Origin of the sequence: Pseudomonas sp. SWRI81 (assembly GCF_014268545.1) — a bacterium.
In the GTDB taxonomy this organism is placed as follows: domain Bacteria; phylum Pseudomonadota; class Gammaproteobacteria; order Pseudomonadales; family Pseudomonadaceae; genus Aquipseudomonas; species Aquipseudomonas hamedanensis.
In genome coordinates this window covers 102,186-121,361 of record NZ_JABWQS010000005.1, presented here as the reverse complement: position 1 = coordinate 121,361, position 19,176 = coordinate 102,186, and the positions used below count along the sequence as shown (strand labels likewise).

The following is a 19,176-nucleotide window of genomic DNA, read 5'->3' as shown; positions in this document are numbered from 1 at the left end:
AGTATGAACAGCTACGTTCGTCTCGCCCTATGTTTATTAACCCACGCCCTCGGATGCGTGGCTTATGCATTTTTTAATGACGCGGTTGTGCATGCTTACAAGCTTTTTAACGGCGGATTTACCTCCCATGGTGTCGCCATCGGCATTGCGACTTACGCACTGTTTTACATTTTTCTGGGCGTCAACCTGATCGTTGCGCTGATTCCAAATCTGATTGCCAAGCTGGTCATCCTTTTTCTGATGGTGGGCTTCATCCTGCTCTGGATGCTACCCGACAACCCGTTAAGAGCCCTGTTCTACGGCGTGGCCCAAGGCTGTGTCACGTTGCTGGCGATCCTCACCACTCAAGTCATCGAGTTGCGCTGGGCTTTGCGAAACATCGCAGGTCGCATTCAGCCAAGTCGGCCTGAAGGTGCAATCCAATGACCAAGTCGGGCGTCGAACGTAATCCACAGGTCGGTATTTCCATGAGCTCCACTACCAGGCAGGTAACCCGTGTCCTTTAACCACTACTACCAAAGCGAACTCACCGCACTGCGCCAGCTCGGTCGCCGTTTCGCCGAGCGTAGTCCGGCGCTGGCGCCGTATCTGGGGCAGGCCGGGCGGGATCCGGATGTGGAGCGGTTGCTCGAGGGCTTTGCGTTTCTGACCGGGCGCCTGCGGCAGAAGCTCGATGACGAACTGCCGGAGCTCAGCCATTCGCTGATGCAGCTGCTGTGGCCGAACTACATGCGCCCGCTGCCGGCGTTCAGCATTCTGCAGTTCGATCCGCTCAAGCGTTCCGGGCCGGCGCTGCTGGTCGAGCGCGATACGCCGATCGAGAGCAAGCCGATAGAAGACGTGCGCTGCCGCTTCCGCACCTGCTATCCGACCGAAGTCTTGCCGCTGGATCTGGCTGCGCTGAATTACTCGGTGAAGGGCGATGGCTCGCTGCTCAGCCTGCGCCTGGAGATGAGCGCTGACGGCCACCTCGGCGAACTGGAGCTGAGCAAGTTGCGCCTGCACTTTGCCGGCGAGCGTTACATCAGCCAGATGTTGTACCTGAGCCTGCTGCGCAACCTCGACGGCATCGAGCTGATCCCGCTCGACGGCGCCGGCAAGCCGATCGATGGCGTCAGCGGCAAGCCGATGGCGTTCAAGATCCCCGGCGACCGGGTGAAACCGGTGGGTTTTGCCGAAGAAGAGGCGCTGATCCCGTATCCGCTGAACACTTTCCGTGGCTATCGCTATTTGCAGGAATACTTCGCCTTCCAGGACAAATTCCTCTTCGTCGATGTCAACGGCCTCGACATCCTCAAGGCGTTGCCGGAAGACACGCTCAAGCAAATGCGCGGTCTTGAATTGCGCTTCGACATTCGCAAGAGCGGCATCATGCGCATGCGTCCGACCCTGGACAACGTGAAGCTGTTCTGCACGCCGATTGTGAACCTGTTCGAGCACGACGCACTGCCGATCCGCCTCGACGGCAAGCAGGACGAGTACCTGCTGCTGCCGGCGGAATTCGATCTGGAAAACTGCGGCGTGTTCTCGGTGGAAACCGTCACTGGCTGGAAGCCCGGCGGTCTCGGTTATCAGGAATACGTGCCGTTCGAGTCCTTCGAGCACGACCCGAGTTTCGACGTGCCCAACAGCCGTCCGCATTACAGCATCCGCCAGCGTTCGTCCTTGCTGCACGACGGCCTCGACACTTACCTGAGCTTCGGCATTCGCCACACCGAAGCCCACGAAACCCTGTCGATCGAGCTGATGTGCACGAATCAGAACCTGCCGAAAAAGCTCAAGCTCGGCGACATCTGCATGGCCAGCGAGCAGACCCCGGAATTCCTCAGTTTCCGCAACATCACCCCGGCCACCCCGAGTTTCGCGCCGCCGCTGAACCGTGACTTCCTGTGGAAGCTGATCAGCAACATGTCGCTTAACTATCTGTCGCTGGCGGACGTCAATGCGTTGAAGGTGATTCTGGAAACCTACGACCTGCCGCGCTACTACGACCAGCACGCGGAGAAGGTCAGCAAACGCCTGCTCGGCGGCCTCAAGCACATCAAACATCATCACGTCGACCGGCTGCATCGCGGTCTGCCGGTGCGCGGCTTGCGCACCGAACTGACCATCGACCCGGAAGGCTATATCGGCGAGGGCGATCTGTTCGTCTTCGCTTCGGTTCTCAACGAGTTTTTCGCGCTTTACGCCAGTCTCAATTCATTCCATGAGCTGCGGGTAAAAAGCACACAGGGAGAGGTGTACCAATGGACACCACGTATGGGCCTGCAGCCCCTGCTTTAAGCGGGCTGACCAAGGTAATACGCGAGTACTCGCTGTTTCAGGCCGTGCTGCTGGTGATCGACCGGCTGCGCGAGGCCCACCCGCATCTGAGCGAAGACGATCTGTACGACCAGGTCGAGTTCCAGGCCAACCCGAGCCTGGGTTTTCCGCGCAGCGACGTCGATCGCGTGGAGTTTTTCGAAGAGCACGGCAAGATGCGCGCGCGCGTGCGTTTCAACCTGATCGGCCTGGTCGGCTCCGGTTCGCCGTTGCCGGCGTTCTATGGCGAGCAGGCCCTGGGCGACAGCGAGGACGGCAACCCGACGCGCAATTTCCTCGATCTGTTCCATCATCGCCTGCAACGGCTGATGCTGCCGATCTGGCGCAAGTACCGCTACCGCGCGAGCTTCCAGAGCGGCGCGATCGACCCGTTCTCGGCGCAGCTGTTTGCGCTGATCGGCCTGGGTGGCGACGAGATCCGCAAGGCCAAGGAACTCAACTGGAAACGCCTGCTGCCGTACCTCGGCCTGCTCAGCCTGCGGGCGCACTCGGCGGCGCTGATCGAAGCCGTGCTGCGTTACTACTTCAAGCACGAAGACTTGGTCATCGAGCAGTGCATCGAGCGCCGCGTGGAAATTCTCGAAGAGCAGCGCAATCGTTTGGGCCGCGCCAACAGCCTGCTCGGCGAAGACCTGGTGCTGGGCGAACACGTGCGCGACCGCAGCGGCAAATTCCGCATTCACATTACCGAACTCGACTGGCAGCGATTCCATGAATTCCTGCCGATCGGTTTCGGCTACCAGCCGCTCTGCGCGCTGGTGCGGTTCACCTTGCGTGACCCGCTCGACTACGACATTCGCCTGGTTCTGCGCCAGGAAGAAATCCGCGAACTGCGCATCGGTGAGCAGAACGCCTGTCGCCTCGGTTGGACCAGTTGGCTGGGCCGCGAAAAAGCGGACGGCGTGGTGACCCTGGGCAGCAAAATTCATTAAGGACGTGAGCCATGATCAACGTAGACCTGCAACAACTCATCCAGGCGCTGGACGCCGAAACCCGTCGTGATCTGGAACGTTCGGCCGAGCGTTGCGTCGCCCGTGGCGGCAGCAAGATTCTCGTCGAAGACTTGCTGCTTGGCCTGCTGGAGCGTCCGAACGGCTTGCTCAGCCGCGCCCTGCAAGATGCTGACGTCGATGCCGGTGAACTGACCGCGGCACTGCAATCGCGGGTCGAGCACAGCGCTTCACGCAACCCGGTGTTCGCTCCGGAACTGGTGCAATGGCTGCAAGATGCGCTGCTGGTGGCCAACCTTGAACTGGGCCAGACCCAGGTTGAAGACGCCGCGCTGATTCTGGCTTTGCTGCGTAACCCGATGCGTTATGCCGGCAGCCGTTATCAGCCGCTGCTCGCCAAGCTGAACATCGATCGCCTGAAAGAATTTGCCCTGTCGCAACAGGAGCAACCGGCGGCCAATGGCAAACCGGCCGCACAGGGCGAATCACTGTTGCAGCGCTTCACCCACAACCTGACCCAACAGGCCCGCGACGGCAAACTCGACCCGGTGCTGTGCCGTGACGGTGCGATCCGGCAGATGGTCGACATCCTTGCCCGTCGTCGCAAGAACAACCCGATCGTCGTCGGTGAGGCCGGTGTCGGTAAAACCGCCATCGTTGAAGGTCTCGCTTCGCGCATCGCCGCCGGTGAAGTGCCGCAGGTGCTCAAGGGCGTAGAACTGCTGTCGCTGGACATGGGTCTGTTGCAGGCCGGCGCCAGCGTCAAAGGCGAGTTCGAGCGTCGTTTGAAAGGCGTGATCGACGAAGTCAAAGCTTCGCCGAAACCGATCATTCTGTTCATCGACGAAGCCCACACGCTGATCGGCGCTGGCGGCAACGCTGGCGGTTCCGACGCGGCCAACCTGCTGAAACCGGCGCTGGCCCGTGGCGAACTGCGCACGATCGCCGCGACCACGTGGGCCGAGTACAAGAAATACTTCGAGAAAGATCCGGCACTGGCCCGTCGTTTCCAACCGGTGCAGTTGCACGAACCGACCGTCAGCGAAGCGGTGACCATTCTGCGTGGTCTGGCCCAGGTCTATGAAAAGAGTCACGGCATTTACCTGCGCGATGACGCGGTGGTGTCCGCCGCCGAATTGTCCGCGCGTTATCTGGCCGGTCGGCAACTGCCGGACAAGGCCGTTGATGTGCTCGACACCGCGTGTGCCCGCGTGCGCATCAGTCTTGCTGCTGCCCCGGAAAGCCTTGAGCGCCTGCGCGGTGAACTGGCTGAAGGTGGCCGTCAGCGCCAAGCCCTGCGCCGCGATGCCGAGGCTGGTCTGCTGATCGACCACGAAGCGCTGGACGTACTGGAAGCGCGGCTGGACGAAGCCGAAAGCGAAATGGTCGCGCTGGAAACCTTGTGGAGTGAGCAGAAAGCTTTGGCCGAGCGCCTGCTGGAGCTGCGTCAGCAACTGGCCAAGGCCCGCGAAGCCGCAGCCGTCGAGCCGACCGTCAGCGTTGAAGAAGACGCCGAAGGCACCGTGATTGAGACCGTGATCGCCGAAGTCGAAGAAGGCCAAAGCGTCGAAGCGCTGGAAGCTCAGCTGCATGAAACCCACGCCGCGCTGACCGCTGCGCAAGTCAAAGAACGTCTGGTCAGTTTCGAAGTGTGCCCGCGTCTGGTCGCCGAAGTGATCAGCGCCTGGACCGGTGTGCCATTGGCGCAACTGGCCCGTGAGCACAACGCCAAGGTCGCCAGTTTCGCTACCGATCTGCGCACGCGTATCCGTGGTCAGGAACAAGCCGTGCACGCACTGGATCGCTCGATGCGGGCCACCGCTGCCGGTCTGAACAAACCGGATGCACCGGTCGGTGTGTTCCTGCTGGTCGGCCCGAGCGGCGTCGGCAAGACCGAAACCGCGCTGGCCCTGGCTGACCTGCTGTACGGCGGCGATCGCTTCATCACCACCATCAACATGTCCGAGTTCCAGGAGAAGCACACCGTCTCGCGCCTGATCGGTGCACCGCCGGGCTACGTCGGTTACGGCGAGGGCGGCATGCTCACCGAAGCCGTGCGCCAGAAGCCTTACTCGGTGGTACTGCTTGATGAAGTCGAGAAGGCTGACCCGGACGTGCTCAACCTGTTCTACCAGATCTTCGACAAGGGCGTGGCCAACGACGGCGAAGGTCGCGAGATCGATTTCCGCAACACGCTGATCCTGATGACCTCGAATCTGGGTAGCGACAAGATCAGCGACCTCTGCGAAGACGGCGCGCGGCCAACCGCCGAAGTGCTCGAAGAAACCATTCGCCCGGTGCTCAGCAAACACTTCAAGCCGGCGCTGCTGGCGCGGATGAAAGTAGTGCCGTACTACCCGGTGGGCGGCCCGGTGCTGCGCGAGCTGATCGAGATCAAACTCGGCCGTCTCGGCGAGCGTCTGAACCGTCGTCAGCTGGAATTCAGCTGGTGCCAGAACCTCGTCGATCACCTGTCCGAGCGCTGCACGCAAAGCGAAAGCGGCGCGCGCCTGATCGACCATTTGCTCGATCAGCACGTGCTGCCGCTGGTGGCCGATCGTCTGCTCGACGCGATGGCGACCGGCGAAAGCCTCAAGCGTGTGCATGCCACGCTCGACGGCAACGCCAGCGTGATGTGCGAGTTCGCCTGAGGTGGGCGTGATGTTCACTCAGGTGCCGCAGCCACTGGTCTACGCCGAAGCGTTGCTGGCGCAGTTCGCCAGTCTGTCGCGGGCGGCGAACGGTGCTGCGTTGCTGGGTGAATTCGTCCGTGGCCTGGCCGAACTGAGCGGTTGCGAACTGACTCAGCTGTACCTGCTCGACGCCACTCACACGTGTTTGGGGATGAACGCCGAGTGCCTCGACGGCGCGCTGCAACCGCGCCAGGCGGCGAGTCTGCCGGCGGATTACAACGGTGAGCAACTGCTGCAATTCGCCCTGTGCCAGAACCGCGTGGTGTGCCTTGATGACCTGAGCGCCAGCCTGCACGAGACCAGTTTCCTGCCGGCGGCGACCGCGCCGTGGCAGTCGTTGTTGTGCGTGCCGCTGGTCAATCAGCACAAGGCGGTTGAAGGTCTGTTGCTGTGCGCCAGCCACCGTCGCACCGACCTGCAAGGCTTTGCCGATTCCCTCGGCCAGCTCGGCTCGTTCGTGCTCGGTCAGCTGCATTTGCTGCAGCGCTTGCGCCAGCCGTTGGCTGAATCGGCCACGGTCACGCGCAGTGTGCCGAGCATCAGTGGCTACGGTTTGATCGGCAAAAGCGCGGCAATGCGCCAGACCTACTCGCTGATCAGCAAAGTCTTGCACAGCCCATACACCGTGCTGTTGCGCGGTGAGACCGGTACCGGCAAGGAAGTCGTTGCGCGGGCGATTCACGATTGCGGCCCGCGTCGTTCTCAGGCGTTCATCGTGCAGAACTGCGCGGCGTTCCCGGAAAACCTGCTGGAAAGCGAACTGTTTGGCTACCGCAAAGGCGCCTTCACTGGCGCCGATCGCGATCGCGCCGGGCTGTTTGACGCGGCCAATGGCGGCACGCTGCTGCTCGATGAAATCGGCGACATGCCGCTGTCGCTGCAAGCGAAGATTCTGCGCGTGTTGCAGGAAGGCGAGATCCGTCCGCTGGGCTCCAACGACACGCACAAGATTGACGTGCGCATCATCGCCGCGACGCACCGTGATCTGGCGGTGCTGGTCAGCGAAGGCAAATTCCGCGAGGACTTGTACTACCGCCTCGCGCAATTCCCGATCGAGCTACCGGCCCTGCGTCAGCGCGAAGGCGACATCCTCGATCTGGCCCGTCACTTCGCCGAGAAAACCTGCACCTTCTTGCAACGCGATCCGGTGCGCTGGTCGGACGCCGCGCTGGAACACCTGTGCGGCTACACCTTCCCCGGCAACGTCCGCGAACTCAAAGCGCTGGTCGAGCGCGCGGTGCTTTTATGCGAAGGCGGCGAGTTGCTCGCCGAGCATTTTTCCCTGCGTCTGGAACCGATGCCCGAGGACAACAGCGGCCTGAATCTGCGCGAACGGCTGGAGCAGGTCGAGCGCACTTTGCTACTCGATTGCCTGCGCAAGAACGATGGCAACCAGACCCTCGCCGCCCGCGAACTGGGCCTGCCGCGGCGCACACTGTTGTATCGCCTGGGACGCTTGAATATCAATCTGGGAGATTTCGATGGTTGAGCTACGGCACTTCTTCGGACCCAAAACATACCCTGTGGCGAGGGGATTTATCCCCGTCCGGCTGCGCAGCAGTCGCAGTCCGGTAAATACGGTTTCACTGAGAGACCGCGCTGGCAGGTTTTGGGGGCGCTGCGCACCCCAACGGGGACAAGTCCCCTCGCCACAGGAGATCGTGGCGCCTGCTTGGATTGGCTCTGAGCCCCGGTTCAGAGCCTCGCAAAACAATGAATTCGCTAATAACGGCGCCGCCCGCAAGGGTCGGCGCTTTGTGCTTTGTCTACACCTGGAGACCCTCTGATGTCTGTTCGTCACTGGCACGCTGTCCTGCTGACCCTCGTCGTTCTATGCGGCCTTGGCGGCTGTAGCGGCAATTACAAATTCAACGACACCGACTATCGCCCGTTGGGTGATCCGCAAGCGGTCAATCGCGGCAAGTGACCGCAAGGAGCATCAAACATGGAATTGGTTTTCGAAATGCTGAACACCAAGCAGTTCGTGCCCACCGAGTCGTGCCAGCGGACCTTCAAACAGGCCGGCGGCGTGATCGGGCGGGGCGAGGACTGCGACTGGATCATCCCTGACCGCAAGCGTCACCTGTCCAATCACCACGCGATTGTCAGTTACCGCGAGGGCTCGTTCTTCCTCACCGACACCAGCAGCAACGGTGTCCAGGACGGCGGCAGCGGCGCGCGCCTGCACAAGGGCGAGCCGGTGCGCATCGAGCACGGCAGCACTTACGTTCTCGGCGACTTCGAGATACGCGCACGCCTGGTGCGCGATCCAGCCACCTTTGACGGCGAGGTCGGTCGCCCGCGGCCTGCCGGCAGCATCATTCCGGACGACGCGTTCCTCGACCTCGACCCGCTCAATGCCCTCGAACAGCAAGAGCGCGTGTACTCGGAAATCGACGAGCTGCTGGCGCCCAATACCAAGCCGGAAGACTCCCGTCAGCGCGCCGATTACGCACGCATCGACATGGAAAGCCTGATGGTGCCGGAGCTGATCGCTGCCCCCGTCGAACCTGAGCCTGCTCCGGCGCCCAAAGCCGTTGAGCGCCAGAGTGAAGGTTTCTGGGAGCATTTCGGTGCGGCGCTGGGCGTGGACGTCAAAGGCCTCAGCCACGACGAACGCGAAGCCTTGGCGCTCAACGCCGCGCGTCTGCTGCGGCAGAGCATCGGTGGTTTGCAGCAGAGCCTGCGCACCCGCTCGGAGCTGAAAAACGAGCTGCGTCTGGCCCAGACCACCGTACAAGGCACCAACAAAAACCCGCTGAAATTCGCCGTCGATCCGAGCGAAGCACTGGAGATTCTGTTGCAGCCAAGCAAGCCTGGGCACCTGCCGGCCGAGCAAGCGATTTCCCGCGCATTCCGTGATTTGCAGGCGCACCAAGTGGCCTTGCTGACCGCCAGCCGCGCCGCCGTACGCGGCACCCTGGAGCACTTCTCGCCGGAGCAACTGACCCTGCGTTTCGAGCGCGACAACAAGCCGTTGATCGCTACTTCGGGCGGGCGCTGGAGAGCGTTCGGCCGCTATCACCAGGCCCTGCGTCAGGACGATGACTGGAGCGAGCGTCTGCTGGCCCGCGACTTCGCCCAGGCCTACGAAGAACAGATCCGCCTGATCTCCACCCTCCACACCGACCACCAAGGATGATGCGCATGTCTCGCCGCTCGACCGCTTTTTTCAAGACGCTGACTGCGCTCACCGTACTGGTGCTGCTTGCCGGTTGCTCGTCGCTGTCGCCGTACTCGAAAGTGACCAAGCTCAACCTCAAGCTGACCGGCAGCGATCAGCTCAACCCGGACCTCAACGGTCGTCCGTCGCCGATTGTCGTGCGCCTGTTCGAACTCAAGCACCCGGTGACCTTCGAAAATGCTGACTTCTTCAGCCTCTACGAGCGCGCCAAGGAATCCCTCAACCCGGATCTGGTGGCCAGCGAAGAACTCGAACTGCGCCCGGGTGAAACCGTGGAAATGAAGCTCAGCGTGGAGGAGGGCAGCCGTTACGTGGGCGTCCTCGCTGCCTACCGTGACCTGCCGGAAACGCAATGGCGCTACACCGTGCAGATCACTCCGCTGGAACTCACCGAGGCTGATCTGACCCTCGATCAGGCCGGTATCCGCAATACCCAACAAGTGCTCGCCAAGGCGGATGACTGATCATGAACACCCATAAAGTCATTTGGCAGGAAGGCATGCTGCTGCGACCGCAGCACTTCCAGCACAACGATCGTTATTACGATCACCAGATGAAAACCCGCACCCAGTTGCTCGGTGGCTACACCTGGGGTTTTCTCAATCTGGAGATCGACTTGCAGTTCCTCAACATGGGCAAACTGGTGATCAGTGAAGCCTCGGGGATTCTGCCGGACGGCAGCCTGTTCGAACTCGGTGGCAACACCGAACCGCTGGCGCTGGACGTGCCGCCGAACACCGGCAACACGCCGATCTATCTGGCGCTGCCACTGGTCACCGGCAACCACATCGAGGCCCGTCGCCCGGAGCAATCCGACGTGCTGGCGCGTTACACCGCGTATGACGCCGAGGTGGCTGATTCCAACGCCGGCGACGATTCCGCCAGTCAGGTCAGTTGTGGGCGCCCGGACTTCAAACTGTTGCTCGGCGAGCAGCAGAGCGATCAGGCTTACGTGAAGCTGAAGATCTGCGACGTGCTCGACACCACGCCCGATGGCGTGATCAGCCTCGACCCGGATTTCGTCCCGACCTACATTCAGGCCCACGCTTCCAGCTATCTGCTGTCGTGCCTGAAAGAAGTCATCAGCATGCTCAGCCACCGTGGCGACACCATTGCCGAGCGGATTCGCTCCAACGGCAAGGTTGGCGGTGCCGAAGTCGGCGACTTTATGATGCTGCAACTGATCAACCGCACCGAACTGCTGCTGCGCCATTACCTCGGCCTTGAGCAGGTGCATCCCGAAGAGTTGTACCGCACGCTGCTGACCATGCTCGGCGATCTGGCGACCTTCTCCGGCGAGAGCAAACGCCCGCGTCTGGACAGCCGCTATTCCCACGCGGACCAGGGCGGCAGCTTCCGCAAACTGATGGAAGCGATTCGTCAGGTGCTGTCGATGGTGCTCGAACAGCACGCCATCGAACTGATTCTGCAGGCGCGTCAGTACGGCATCATTGTGTCGCCGTTGCACGACCACAAACTGCTCGGCTCGGCCTCGTTCGTGCTGGCGGCCAGTGCCAACTGCGACTCCGAAGAACTGCGCCACCGCTTGCCAGCGCACCTCAAGGTCGGCCCGGTGGAGCGCATCCGCCAACTGGTCAACCTGCACCTGCCGGGGATCAAGGTCAAACCGTTGCCGGTGGCCCCGCGGCAGATCGCGTTCCACTCGAACAAAACCTATTTCATCCTCGAACTCAGTTCCGAAGACCTGGCACAACTCGAGCGCTCCGGCGGTTTCGCGTTCCACGTGTCCGGCGAATTCGCCGAGCTTGAACTGAAATTCTGGGCCATCAGGAACTGACCGACATGATCAAGGAAACGGATTACAACCAGGACGACAAAACCGTTCTGCTCGACCGTCAGGGCCACGGACCGGCGTCGAGTCCGCTGACCGACTTCGCCGCGCCGCCGCGTTTCGAGCAACTGGAAGAACGCATGATCTACGCCGCGCGCCTGCGCCCGGCAGAGGCGTTCAACATCAGCCTCAATTCGCTGGTCGCGGCCTCGTCCGAACTGCTCTCGGAAGTGGTGCGCCTCAAGCACAGCGAAACCCGTGAAGATCTGTATGCGCTCAACGAGCGCCTGACCGCCGGGCTGAAGTTGTTCGAAGTGCGCGCCTTGCACAACGGCGCCGAAAGCAGCCAGGTGATGGCCGCGCGTTACGTGCTCTGCACCGTGGTCGACGAAGCTGTCGTGACCACGCCGTGGGGCAACGAAAGCGAGTGGTCGCAGATGAGCCTGCTGAGCAGCTTCCACAACGAAACCTTCGGCGGCGAGAAGTTTTTCCAGCTGCTCGATCGGCTGTCGAAAAACCCGGTCAAGCACTTGCCGATGCTCGAATTGATGTACCTGTGCCTGTCCCTCGGTTTCGAGGGCAAGTACCGCGTCCAGGCGCGCGGCATGCTTGAGCTCGAAGGCATCCGCGACGCCTTGTATCGGCAGATTCGTCAGCTGCGTGGCGACGTGCCGCGCGAGTTGTCGCCGCACTGGGAAGGCCTCAACGATCAGCGCCGCAATCTGGTGCGCATCGTGCCGGCGTGGATGGTGGTGCTCTTCACCCTCGTTTGCCTGGTGGTGATGTATTCGGGCTTCGCCTGGGTCTTGGGCGAGCAGCGCGACACCGTTCTGCAACCTTATCAGCCGCTTGATCCAGCCGCGGTGCAACCGCAGGCGCAGCCGTAAAACAGGGACGTGTGATGAAAAAGTTTTTCAAGAAAGTCGGCGCCTTCCTGCGCCAGACCTGGGTCTGGACCTTGCTGCTGGTGCTGTTCGTGGCGCTGCTGGTGTGGTTCGTCGGCCCGTTGTTGGCGGTCGATGATTACAAGTTCTGGGAAAGCGCGACCTCGCGCCTGCTGACCATCAGCGTGCTGTTCCTGATCTGGGGCCTGACCATGGTCTTCGTCAGCTGGCGCGCCGGTATCCGCAAGAAAGCCGAGGAAGAAAGCGAGGATGGCCAGGACCGCATTCGCCGCGAAGAGCTGATCGACGAAGAGCAGAAGGAGCTGAAGGCGCGTTTCAAGGACGCACTGAAAACCCTGAAAACGTCGAGTCTGTATCGCGGCCGCAGCGAGCGCTGGCGCAGTGATTTGCCGTGGTACCTGCTGATCGGTCCGCAGGCTTCGGGCAAGACCAGCCTGCTGGATTTTTCCGGCCTGGAATTTCCGATCAACAAGATCGACCGCAAGCTGACCCGCGACACCCTCGGCACTCGTCATTGCGACTGGTATTTCGCCGACCACGGTGTGCTGATCGACACCGCCGGGCGCTACACCACTCAGCCGGACGCCGAAGTTGATGGCAGCGCCTGGACCACTCTGCTGGAGCTGCTGCGCAAGCGTCGTCGCGGTCGTCCGTTGAACGGCGTGCTGGTGACCATTCCGGTGGAAACCCTCACCGGCGGCAGCGAGCAGGACATCGACACCTTGGCGCGTCAGGTGCGCAGTCGCCTGCAAGACGTGCATCAGAAACTGCACGTCGACGTGCCGGTGTATCTGGTACTGAGCAAGGCTGACAAGCTGCTGGGCTTCGACGAGTTCTTCGATCAGCTGACCCGCGAAGAAAGCGATCAAGTGCTCGGCACCAGTTTCCGCAAGGATCAGGTCGGCACCGACGTGGCGGTTCTGCGCAACGAGTTCGAAGAGCTGCTGCGACGCTTGAACAGCCAAGTGATCATGCGCATGCACTCCGAGCGCGACACTCAGCGCCGTGGGCGCATCCTCGACTTCCCGCATCAACTCGGGCAGATCGGCGAGCGCCTGTGCCTGTTCGTCGACATGGCGTTCACTGGCAACCGTTATCAACGCGCCACGCAATTGCGCGGTTTCTACCTGACCAGCGCACCGCACCTGACCCAGGAAATGGATTCGACCACCGCCGGCATCGGCGCCAGCCTCGGCATGAACGCCGGTGTGCTGCCGACCCTGCGCAGCGGCCGTTCGCGTTTCATCCACCACTTGCTCAGCCAGGTGATTTTCCCCGAAGCCGATCTGGCCGGTCTGGACAAGCGCGAGCGCAGCCGCATTCATTGGGGCCAGCGTGCGTTGTACGTCGGCGCACTGGCAGCACTGGCGCTGTTCGGTATGCTCTGGGCCGGTGGTTTCTCGGCTAACTACGAGCGTCTGGAAAACCTGCGCACGCTGGCGCAGAACTGGACTCAGCAACGCTCGGCTGTGTCGCCGCGCGATGACGCCATGGGCGTGCTGAAAGTCCTGGATACGAGTTACGCCGCGACCCAGGTGTTCCCGAGCAAAAGCGACGTGTCGTACCACGAGCGTGGCGGCCTGTATCAGGGCGAAGACATCAATCCGGTGGTCAAGACTGCCTACGAGCGTGAGCTTGAAGCGCAACTGTTGCCACGGGTGGCTACCCTGCTCGAAGGGCAGATTCGCGCCAACATGAAGGACCGCGATCGCCTGCTCAACAGCCTGCGTGCGTACCTGATGCTGAACATGAAGGACCGTCGCGATGCGGCGTGGCTCAAGGACTGGATCGCCACTGACTGGTCGCAGCGCTACACCGGCAACACCGCGGTGCAGAACGGTCTGAACACTCACCTCGAGCGCTTGCTCAAGCAGCCGTTCATTTATCCGTTGAACGACCAACTGGTGACACAGGCACGTCAGGTTCTGCGCAGCGAATCGTTGGCCAACGTGGTTTACCGCATGCTCCGCGAGCAGGCGCGCAACCTGCCGGACTATCGCTTCAGCCAACACTTGGGCCCACAAGGCTCGCTGTTCATCGGCACCGAATACGTGATCCCGGGTTTCTACACCCAGCAGGGTTATCAGCAGTATTTCTCGGTACAGGGCGCGGCGCTGGTCACCGATATCCTGCGTGACAACTGGGTGCTGGGCGAAGGCGCGGGCATCAGCGACATGGACTTGCGTCGCCTGATGGTCGAGCTGGAGCAACTGTACTTCCGCGACTACGCCAACTACTGGAGCGAAGCTGTTGGGCAGGTGGCATTGCCGCCGATCAGCGACGCCGGCGAAGGCGCCGAGCAACTGGCGGGCCTGACTTCGGCCAACTCGCCGGTACTCGCGTTGCTCACCGAAGTGCGTGAAAACACTCGCTTCGAAGCCGCGGCCGATCCGGTCGATGAAGCCGGCGAAGCCGCCGATGCGCTGGCCGGGCAGAAGGGCAAACTGGGCAAGGTCGGCAAACTTGCCGCTGCTGCCGCCGACAAGGCTTCGGCGCTGAACGTGGCGAAGAACCTGCCGGACACTGCGAAGAAATCCCTGCAACGCCGCTTCGAGCCGCTGCATCGTTTGCTCGATGACAACAACGGCCCGGGCGCTGACCTGACGCCAGCCTTCAATGCGCTCAACGACCTGCAACTGCAACTGGCCGGTCTGGCTCGCTCCAGCACGCCGGAACAGGCTGCGTTTGAAATGGCCAAGACGCGCATGAGCGGCCAGCGTGATGCGCTGACCAACCTGCGCAACGCGTCCGGTCGCCTGCCGCGTCCGCTGAGCGTGTGGTTCAACGTGCTGGCCGAAGACTCGTGGCGCCTGGTACTCAACGATGCCTACCAATACTTGAACGGTCGTTATCAGAACGAGCTGTACAGCGTGTATGGCAAGACCATCAGCAAGCGTTATCCGTTCAGCGCGAGCAGCACCAGCGATGTTTCGATCAGCGATTTCCGCGAGTTCTTCAAGGCGCAGGGCATTGTCGACCGTTTCTTCGACAGCTACATGCGTCCGTTCGTCAGCGGCGATCCGGGCAACTACCGTATGCGCAGCGTCGACGGTCACAGCCTGCCGGTGTCCAAGGTCTACCTCGACCAGATGGCCGCTGCGCTGACGATTCGTCAGAGCTTCTTCTCGATCAACCCGGCCGAGCCGACCGTGCAGTTCAAGCTGGAGCCGTACACCCTCGATCCGGCGGTCAGCCGTTCCGAATTCAAGTTCGGCGACAAGACCATGGAATACCGTCACGGCCCGATCCTGCCAATGACCTTCAAGTGGCCGACCGATGCTGAAGACGGTCGCACCAGCCTGGTCATGGACAAGATGGCCGGGCGCCCGATCGGTATCGAGAAGAACTCCGGCCCTTGGTCGCTGTTCCGTCTGTTCGACCTGATGCAGACCGAGTACCTGACCGGTCGCGACGTGCTGGTGCTGAAGGCGGACGTAGGTGGCTTGCGCGCCAACTACCTGCTGACCAGCCAGCGCTCGCCGAACCCGTTTGACCTGGGCGTGCTGCGCACCTTCCGTATGCCGGTGCAGCTCTGATGCTGGTGGCCAGTCCCTGGCGCAGCGCGGCGCGTACCGACCCGGGCAAGGTGCGGGCGCGCAACGAAGATGCCTTCCTCGACTCCCCGCAGCATGGGCTGTGGGTGGTCGCGGACGGCATGGGCGGTCATCAGGGTGGCGACATCGCCAGCCAGTTGATCGTCGCCAGCCTGGCTGAGTTGCCGCAACACGAGGACTTCGACGAACGCCTCAAAGCCATCCGCCAGTGCCTGCACTGGCTGAACCGGCGTTTGGGGCAGGAGTTGACGGTCACCGCCGGACGCCACGACAGCATCATGGGCAGCACCGTCGTGGCATTGCTGGTGGAAGGCAATCGCGCGGCCTGCATCTGGGCCGGCGACAGTCGTTGCTACCTGTGGCGCGGGCAGCGGCTGTATCAGCTGTCCAAGGACCATTCGCTGCAGCAGCAACTGATCGACGAGCAGCAAATGAGCGTCGAGCAAGCGGCAGCGCACCCGGCGGCTCAGGCGTTGACCCGAGCCGTTGGCGCCGCCGAAACACTGACCCTGGATGTACTCGAACTCGAGGTCTATCCGGGCGATGCGTTTTTGCTCTGCAGCGATGGTCTGTATCAGGGCCTGAGCAGCGATGCCCTCGGCAACGCCCTCAGCCTCAGCGCGCCGCACGTGGCGCTGGAACGTTTGTTCGACGGCGCCCTGCGTGGCGCTGCGCGTGACAACCTGACTGCCGTGGTGATCCGCCAATGAGTGAACTCGAATCGCCCATCGATGACCTGCTGATCAGCGAAGAACAGGCCAACAACCTGACCTACTTCGCCTTCGCCAAGGGCAACAAGGCCGAACCGCTGCTGGCGCCGACCAAGGCCAGCATCGGCGCGCTGCCGGATGTACTCGCGGGTCGCTACCACCTCGAGCGCTTGCTCGGGGCCGGTGGCATGGGCGCCGTTTACCGGGCGCGGGATTTGCTGCACGAGCAGTTTGGCGATCCCGACCCTTACGTTGCGCTGAAAATTCTCAGCGAAGAATTTGCCGAATCGCCGGACGCCAGTGCCTTGCTCTACAGCGAGTTCGCCCTGACCCGGCGCCTGCGCCACGACAACGTCGTGCGTGCGCACACCTTTGAAGTCGACACCGACTGCCAGCGGGCCTTCATCACCATGGAATACATGCGTGGCCTGACCCTGGACAAATTGCTCTGCGAGCGGCCCCTCGGCCTGCCGTGGAAAGAACTGCGCGACATCGTCCTGCCGCTGCTCGACACGCTGGCCTACGCCCACCGTCGCGGCGTGCTGCACGGTGATTTGAAACCGAGCAACGTCATGCTCAGCGAAGACGGCCTGCGCCTGTTCGACTTCGGTCTGGGGCAGGCAGAAGAGGGCACCTTGCCCGGCCTGCCGCACCTGAGCCGTGAGCGCTTCAACGCCTGGACCCCGGGCTACGCCGCCCCCGAACTGCTTGAGGGCCAACCGTTGTCGGCCAGCGCGGACGTGTACGGCGTGGCCTGTGTAATCTATGAACTGGCGAGCGGCAAACACCCGTTCCGCCGCTTGCCCTCGACCCAGGCCCGCGACGAGCACCTGGAGCGCGAGCTGTACGCACCGAAAAATCTAGCGAAACACGGCTGGTCAGCGCTGCAGACCGCGCTGAGCTTCAACCCGGCAGAGCGAACCATCACTGCCGCACAATTGCGTGACGCCTTGGGCGCCACTTCGTCCTGGCTGCAACGTCTGCGACTTCGGGCGTAACGGATGACATTCGAACAGGGAGCACACGATGTTCAACTCAGCTAACGAAACCCACTTCAGCCTCAAGGTCGAAGACTACGTCGGCGACCTGCAAGTGCTGTCGTTCACCGGCACCGAAGGCATCAGCCAGGCGTATCGCTTCGACCTCGAACTGGTCAGCGAAAATCCGGATCTGGATCTTGAGCAACTGCTGCACAAGCAGGCGTTCCTCGCATTCGATCCACAAGGCTCGGGCATTCACGGGCAGATCTACCGCGTCGCCCAGGGCGATGCCGGCAAGCGCCTGACCCGCTACAAAGTCTCGATCGTGCCGCAACTGCAATACCTGCATCACCGCACCAACCAGCGCATCTACCAGCAGATGTCGGCGCCGAAAATCATTGCGCTGATCCTCGAAGAACACGGCATCAAGAGCAACGCCTACAGCTTCCAGCTCAGCCAGCCGTGCCCGGATCGCGACTACTGCGTGCAGTACGACGAAACCGACCTGCATTTCGTCCAGCGCTTGTGCGAAGAAGAAGGCATTCATTACCACTTCCAGCACAGCGAAAAAGCGCACCTGCTGGTGTTCGGCGACGACCAGACCGTATTCCAGAACCTCGGGCAGCCAACTGCTTATGTGCAGGGCAGCGGCATGGTCGCCGACGAGCCGGTGATCAAAGCCTTCAAGCTACGCCTGGAAACCCGCACCAGCCGCACCACGCGCCGTGACTACGATTTCGAAAAACCGCGTCTGCAAATGGAAGCGGCGTACAAGCCCGATGGCGACAGCACCGAGCCGGATCTGGAAGACTACGACTACCCCGGCCGCTTCATTGACCGCGCGCGCGGCAAGTTCCTCAGCCAGCGCGCCCTCGAACGCCACCGTGCCGACTATCGTCAGGCCGAAGGTCGCGGCGACCAGACCAAACTGGTCAGCGGCCACTTCATGGAAATGTCCGACCACCCGCGCAGCGAGTGGAACGACCTGTGGCTGCTCACCGAAATCTTCCATGAAGGCAAACAGCCGCAAGTCCTCGAAGAAGGCGTGACCAGCGACACCACCGACGAAAAAGACGACTTCCACCAGGGCTACCGCAACCGCTTCCTCGCCACCCCGTGGGACGTGTTCTACCGCCCGGCCCTCGAACACCCGAAACCCCGCGTGCTCGGCAGCCAGACCGCCATGGTCACCGGCCCCAAAGGCGAAGAAATCCACTGCGACCAATACGGCCGCATCAAAGTCCAGTTTCATTGGGACCGCGAAGGCCTCGCCGACGACAAAACCAGCTGCTGGCTACGCATCTCCAGCTCCTGGGCCGGCGACCGCTACGGCGCCATCTCCATCCCGCGCGTCGGCATGGAAGTCCTTGTCACCTTCCTCGAAGGCGACCCCGACCAACCCCTCGTCACCGGCTGCCTGTACCACAAGGAAAACCCGGTGCCGTACGCCCTGCCGGCGAACAAGACTCGCAGCGTGTTCAAAACGCTTAGCTCACCGGGCGGCGGTGGTTACAACGAACTGCGCATTGAAGACAAGAAAGGTGCGGAGCAGATCTACATCCATGCGCAGCGCGATTGGGATGAGAACGTTGAGCATGACCAGAAAATTCGGGTCGGCAATGAACGTCATGACACGGTGGTTAAGAACAGCTACACCGAGCTGAAGGCCGAAGAACACCGCACCACGATTGCTGACCGCAAGGTGGAAGCGAAGCTGGATGATCATTTGACGATTGGGCAGAACCAGCATGTGAAGCTGGGGACTGCGCAGCTCACCAGTGTGGGGAAAGAGATTCACCTTAAGGCTGGGGACAAGATTGTTATCGAGGCGGGGACGGAGCTGACCATCCTTGGGGGTGGGAGCTTTATCAAGCTGGATGGCGGTGGGGTTACGGTGGTTGGGCCGGTGATCAAGATCAATGCGGGTGGTTCGGCTGGGTCGGGGACTGGGATTGGGATCAAACCGCCGGTGCTGCCGGGGGCGGCGGATAAGGATAAGGCGGGGAGTTTGATGGATCAGGCGTTGTTGAATGCGGTGCCTGAGAAGGTTAAGCCGAAGGCTTTTTTTGTGTTTTCTGAGTGATGA

Annotated in this window: 14 protein-coding genes; all 14 read left to right on the top strand. The window is 61.9% G+C overall.

Translation table 11 applies throughout. From position 1 onward, the window contains the following. Window positions 1–3 precede the first annotated feature (3 nt). Complete coding sequence (locus tag HU765_RS05240) at window positions 4–426, top strand: hypothetical protein (protein WP_186531076.1); 423 nt, start codon at window positions 4–6, stop codon at window positions 424–426. 69 nt (window positions 427–495) lie between these two features. Continuing rightward, entirely contained in the window at window positions 496–2,283 is a 1,788-nt protein-coding gene (tssF, locus tag HU765_RS05235) for a type VI secretion system baseplate subunit TssF (protein WP_186546086.1), read from the top strand. Further along, complete coding sequence (gene tssG / locus HU765_RS05230) at window positions 2,247–3,254, top strand: type VI secretion system baseplate subunit TssG (RefSeq protein ID WP_186546084.1); 1,008 nt, start codon at window positions 2,247–2,249, stop codon at window positions 3,252–3,254. The genes tssF and tssG overlap by 37 nt, the downstream gene beginning before the upstream one ends. An 11-nt stretch (window positions 3,255–3,265) precedes the next feature. Next, complete coding sequence (gene tssH, locus HU765_RS05225) at window positions 3,266–5,923, top strand: type VI secretion system ATPase TssH (protein ID WP_186619285.1); 2,658 nt, start codon at window positions 3,266–3,268, stop codon at window positions 5,921–5,923. Window positions 5,924–5,933: 10 nt separating this feature from the next. Further along, a complete protein-coding gene (locus HU765_RS05220) occupies window positions 5,934–7,454 on the top strand; it encodes a sigma 54-interacting transcriptional regulator (RefSeq protein ID WP_186619284.1) in 1,521 nt (506 codons plus the stop codon). Window positions 7,455–7,751: 297 nt separating this feature from the next. Then, window positions 7,752–7,892: a hypothetical protein gene (locus HU765_RS05215; RefSeq protein WP_042561788.1), complete on the top strand. Its 141-nt coding sequence runs from the start codon at window positions 7,752–7,754 to the stop codon at window positions 7,890–7,892. Between the two features lie 18 nt (window positions 7,893–7,910). After that, complete coding sequence (gene tagH / locus HU765_RS05210; RefSeq protein WP_186546077.1) at window positions 7,911–9,107, top strand: type VI secretion system-associated FHA domain protein TagH; 1,197 nt, start codon at window positions 7,911–7,913, stop codon at window positions 9,105–9,107. Between the two features lie 5 nt (window positions 9,108–9,112). Next, complete coding sequence (gene tssJ / locus HU765_RS05205) at window positions 9,113–9,613, top strand: type VI secretion system lipoprotein TssJ (RefSeq protein WP_186619283.1); 501 nt, start codon at window positions 9,113–9,115, stop codon at window positions 9,611–9,613. Between the two features lie 2 nt (window positions 9,614–9,615). Beyond that, complete coding sequence (gene tssK, locus HU765_RS05200; protein ID WP_186546073.1) at window positions 9,616–10,947, top strand: type VI secretion system baseplate subunit TssK; 1,332 nt, start codon at window positions 9,616–9,618, stop codon at window positions 10,945–10,947. A gap of 5 nt (window positions 10,948–10,952) precedes the next feature. Then, window positions 10,953–11,828, top strand: a complete 876-nt coding sequence (gene icmH / locus HU765_RS05195; protein WP_186546071.1) for a type IVB secretion system protein IcmH/DotU — start codon at window positions 10,953–10,955, stop codon at window positions 11,826–11,828. Window positions 11,829–11,842: 14 nt separating this feature from the next. Beyond that, window positions 11,843–15,382, top strand: a complete 3,540-nt coding sequence (tssM, locus tag HU765_RS05190) for a type VI secretion system membrane subunit TssM (RefSeq protein ID WP_186619282.1) — start codon at window positions 11,843–11,845, stop codon at window positions 15,380–15,382. Further along, window positions 15,382–16,110 (top strand): PP2C family serine/threonine-protein phosphatase, encoded by a 729-nt coding sequence (locus tag HU765_RS05185; protein WP_186619281.1) that lies wholly within the window; start codon window positions 15,382–15,384, stop codon window positions 16,108–16,110. The genes tssM and HU765_RS05185 overlap by 1 nt, the downstream gene beginning before the upstream one ends. Then, window positions 16,107–17,108, top strand: coding sequence for a serine/threonine-protein kinase (locus HU765_RS05180; protein WP_186619280.1), 1,002 nt, complete (start codon window positions 16,107–16,109; stop codon window positions 17,106–17,108). Before HU765_RS05185 ends, HU765_RS05180 begins: the two co-directional genes overlap by 4 nt. 28 nt (window positions 17,109–17,136) lie before the next feature. Beyond that, window positions 17,137–19,173 carry a type VI secretion system tip protein VgrG gene (locus HU765_RS05175; protein ID WP_186619279.1) on the top strand — a complete coding sequence of 679 codons (2,037 nt, stop codon included), beginning with the start codon at window positions 17,137–17,139 and terminating at the stop codon, window positions 19,171–19,173. Window positions 19,174–19,176: the final 3 nt, after the last annotated feature.

Coding starts and splice junctions, on each gene's coding strand:
- HU765_RS05240 (WP_186531076.1), top strand. CDS start 4: ATGAACAGCTACGTTCGTCTCGCCCTATGTTTATTAACCCACGCCCTC.
- tssG (WP_186546084.1), top strand. CDS start 2,247: ATGGACACCACGTATGGGCCTGCAGCCCCTGCTTTAAGCGGGCTGACC.
- tssH (WP_186619285.1), top strand. CDS start 3,266: ATGATCAACGTAGACCTGCAACAACTCATCCAGGCGCTGGACGCCGAA.
- HU765_RS05220 (WP_186619284.1), top strand. CDS start 5,934: ATGTTCACTCAGGTGCCGCAGCCACTGGTCTACGCCGAAGCGTTGCTG.
- HU765_RS05215 (WP_042561788.1), top strand. CDS start 7,752: ATGTCTGTTCGTCACTGGCACGCTGTCCTGCTGACCCTCGTCGTTCTA.
- tagH (WP_186546077.1), top strand. CDS start 7,911: ATGGAATTGGTTTTCGAAATGCTGAACACCAAGCAGTTCGTGCCCACC.
- tssJ (WP_186619283.1), top strand. CDS start 9,113: ATGTCTCGCCGCTCGACCGCTTTTTTCAAGACGCTGACTGCGCTCACC.
- tssK (WP_186546073.1), top strand. CDS start 9,616: ATGAACACCCATAAAGTCATTTGGCAGGAAGGCATGCTGCTGCGACCG.
- icmH (WP_186546071.1), top strand. CDS start 10,953: ATGATCAAGGAAACGGATTACAACCAGGACGACAAAACCGTTCTGCTC.
- tssM (WP_186619282.1), top strand. CDS start 11,843: ATGAAAAAGTTTTTCAAGAAAGTCGGCGCCTTCCTGCGCCAGACCTGG.
- HU765_RS05185 (WP_186619281.1), top strand. CDS start 15,382: ATGCTGGTGGCCAGTCCCTGGCGCAGCGCGGCGCGTACCGACCCGGGC.
- HU765_RS05180 (WP_186619280.1), top strand. CDS start 16,107: ATGAGTGAACTCGAATCGCCCATCGATGACCTGCTGATCAGCGAAGAA.
- HU765_RS05175 (WP_186619279.1), top strand. CDS start 17,137: ATGTTCAACTCAGCTAACGAAACCCACTTCAGCCTCAAGGTCGAAGAC.